This is a genomic window from Rhodopirellula sp. JB055 (assembly GCF_043100905.1).
In the GTDB taxonomy this organism is placed as follows: domain Bacteria; phylum Planctomycetota; class Planctomycetia; order Pirellulales; family Pirellulaceae; genus Rhodopirellula.
Genome location: NZ_JBICHO010000184.1, coordinates 1 through 3394, shown reverse-complemented (window position 1 = coordinate 3394; position 3394 = coordinate 1). Strand labels below are relative to the sequence as shown.

Below are 3394 nucleotides of genomic sequence, written 5' to 3'. Positions count from 1 at the left end.
AGGCACCTCCGGCGGCAGTGATCAGGATAATGACGCCGCCGCTCATCAATGATTCTTCCACGTCGACGCCGACTTCTCGCCAAGACAACTGCCGGACGATTTTGAACGTCAGGATCGCTGACAACGCCGCTAGCAGCAGAGCGAAGTTCGGGTTGCTCCACAGCCCCAATGCGTTGGCGGTGTTTCGCATCGATGACTCCCAGCGATGCGGCGCCAGCAGTTCGGGGTAGGCCGCGTCCAGCAGAGCACGGTTCATGCGGCGGCGATCGACGGGCTTCATTCGAAGTTGATCGGCAGCCATCAGTTTGCTGCTGACCTCGGGGATTTCGACGTCGTCAAATGCATCAGCGTCGTAGAAATTGGGATCGAGCAATGCATCGTTCATAGCGTCCACGAACAAAGATTCTTGTTCGGGAGTGGTTGGCGGTGCCTTCAGAGTTTCGCGTTGTTCATCGGTCAGTTTCGAACTAGCGACCATGCGGCCCGCTGGTGACAAGGCACTGGAGTCGGCGAATTTTTCGCTCAGGAGTTCAAAGCTTTCGATGTCGGCGGTGGTGATGGCTGCGCGATCTTCTTTGTCGGCCAACGTGGTCGCCAGGGTCCCTGCCCCGATCAAAGCCACGGGCAGAACCACGGGCAACATCGACGACCACAGGGATGGCAGTTGTTCTTCGGCGAGCGGTTCGTGCTTGTCTTCGTTGGCGCCCAGCGGACGCATCGGAACTGGCATCTTCTTGTCGACGATGATTGAGAAAACCAGGCCGAGGACGGCAGAAGGGATCGCAACCGCGGCTCCGACGGCCATCATCATTCCGATGTCCACTCCCAAAATTGCGGAGACCAACAGCGGGCCCGGAGTCGGCGGGACCAAGGTGTGCGTGATCGCTCCCCCGGTCGCGATGGCCATCAAGTACCGCAGGTAGTGGGACTGGGTTCGTTTATGAAGGCTGCGAGCCAGCGGAACGAGGAGATAAAAGACGGTGTCAAAGAAAACTGGCACGGCCAGGATGAAACCACTGATCATCAGGCCCAAGGAAGCCTTTTTTTCTCCCGTGACACCGACGGCGGTGCGAACGATACGGTCCGCGGAACCGCTGTCCAACATGCATTTGCCGATGATCGCAGCCATTGCGATCACGATGCCCACGCCGCCCGCAGAACCACCGAAGGCGGACACGACGGCATTCATTCGCGAACCAGCGTCGGCTCCGGTCTGGAATCCCACCAGCAGGCTGACGAACAGGGCTGAGATAATCAACGCCAGGAAGGCGTTGAGTTTTAAACCGATGATCATCGCCAACACGCTGACAATGCCTGCCAAAACCATCCAAATGGGCGTCATCGAGATGGATTCAGTCGCTTGCAGGCCCGCATCCGAGACAGTGTCTGCGGCGAAAACATCGCCCGCAAAAATCGCGAGCGAGAACAGACCCAAACAAGCGGCCAAGCGTTTCATCGCTGACCCGTTATCCCAAGGCATCATCCGATTCGTATCCAATGTCGATTTTTGAAGGACCAAAATTTCAAGGAAGGCAATTTGCCGTCCAGATTCGGTCGCCGTGCGGTGCGATTCGTTCCCTACGGTTCGACCGAACGCCAGATCGTAGCAGAAACCGTCGCAGAGTTTGGGTTTCGGGCGTCGTTCGCGCCGTTTCGGTGGATTGCTAGGATGTTTGTCTCGATGGTTTCCGCTTTTGATGACCCGATTCACACTCTGTTGATCCAACCACGCTATGACTGATTTCCGAACCGAACGCGACTCGATGGGCGAAGTCCGCGTGCCGCAGAACGCTTACTACGGTGCCCAAACTCAACGTGCGGTCGAGAACTTTCCCGTCAGTGGGTGGCAACTCCCGCCATCGATGATCGCCGCGATGGGACGTGTCAAACTGGCCTGCGGGATCGCCAACCGTGATCTCGGAAAATTGACGGGGACGGGCAAGAACCCGCTCAGCGATGGGCAAGTCGAATCGATGTTGGCCGCCGCCAAAGAAGTCGCCGACGGACAACTGGCCGACCAATTCCCCGTGGATGTTTTTCAAACGGGCAGTGGCACCAGCAGCAACATGAACATCAACGAGGTGCTGTCCAACCGCGCCATTGAAATCGACGGCGGTGACCGGATGGCCGAGGAAAAGTCGATTCACCCCAACGATCACATCAACATGGGGCAATCGACCAACGACACGTTCCCGACCGCGATTCACGTTGCTGCGGCCTATGAAATTGAAAAACGTTTGCTGCCTGCTCTGCGACGGATGCACGAGTCGTTGACGGAAAAAGCCCAGGCCTGGGATAAAATCATCAAGATCGGACGAACTCACCTGATGGACGCGACGCCGTTGCGGCTGGGCCAAGAGTTCAGCGGTTTTGCCCGGCAGGTCGAATTGTCGATCACCCGAGCCGAAGCAGCTCGGGACGCGGTTTTGGAACTGCCTGTTGGAGGCACCGCGGTTGGCAGCGGGATCAACACCCACCCCGAATTTGGTGCACGCGTCGCGGCCAGTTTGTCAGAGCAAACCGGCATCGCTTTCATCGAAGCGGTCAACCACTTCGAAGGCAACGCGAACCGTGACGGTTTGGTGGATTCACACGGTGGACTGAAATGCATCGCGCAAACGATGCTCGGGTTGGCGAACAACATTCGCTGGCTGGGCAGTGGGCCTCGTTGTGGTTTCTACGAAGTCAAATTGCCGACCCGCCAACCGGGAAGCTCGATCATGCCCGGAAAGGTCAACCCGGTGATGTGTGAGTCCTTGATGCAGGTCGCCGCTCGCGTGATCGGCAACGACACCTGCATGACGGTCAGCGGAGGCTGCGGCGGCAACTTCCAGCTCAATATCATGATGCCCGTGATGGCTCACACCATCTTGGAATCGATCGAGTTGCTTTCCGGCGGTGTGACCGCGTTCATCGATTTCTGCTTGGACGGCATGGAACCCAACGAAGAAGCTTGCGAAGCGGCGGTGGAACAGAGCCTGTCGATGTGCACCAGCCTGAATCCGTTGATCGGCTACGAACAAGCCGCGGCGCTCGCCAAGGAAGCGTTCAAGTCCGGTCAAACGATTCGCGAATTGTGCAAGGAAGAAGGAATCTTGGCCGACGACGTTCTGACCGAAGCCTTGGATCCGTGGAAGATGACCGAACCGCAAGCGTAGGTTCGGTTGTACGTTTTGAAGTTGCGCTTTTGCGTGAGGCATTGGGTTTTTCACAACCCGACGCGTCAGCGTGGCGAAGTCAACATCGTTTTCCCGCGCTGACGCTCGGGGTTTGAGAAAAGCGCAACTTCAAAGCGCGTCAGCGAGGGACCGCTTGATATTGAAACGAGTCGGTGGGTCCCTCGCTGACGCGTCGGGTTGTGAACTCGAGCAAGTCAACAAACCGCTCTGAGTTG

The 3394-nt window shown here is 57.6% G+C and carries 2 protein-coding genes; one reads left to right on the top strand and one right to left on the bottom strand.

The annotated features are described in order from the left end of the window. Positions 1-1456 (bottom strand): GntP family permease (locus ACF8AM_RS07520; RefSeq protein WP_392555038.1); only part of this gene is annotated, 1456 nt, incomplete at its 3' end. A 277-nt stretch (positions 1457-1733) separates the two neighbouring features. Here ACF8AM_RS07520 and ACF8AM_RS07515 point away from each other — a divergent pair. Then, a complete protein-coding gene (locus ACF8AM_RS07515) occupies positions 1734-3158 on the top strand; it encodes a class II fumarate hydratase (RefSeq protein WP_392555037.1) in 1425 nt (474 codons plus the stop codon). Positions 3159-3394 lie beyond the last annotated feature (236 nt).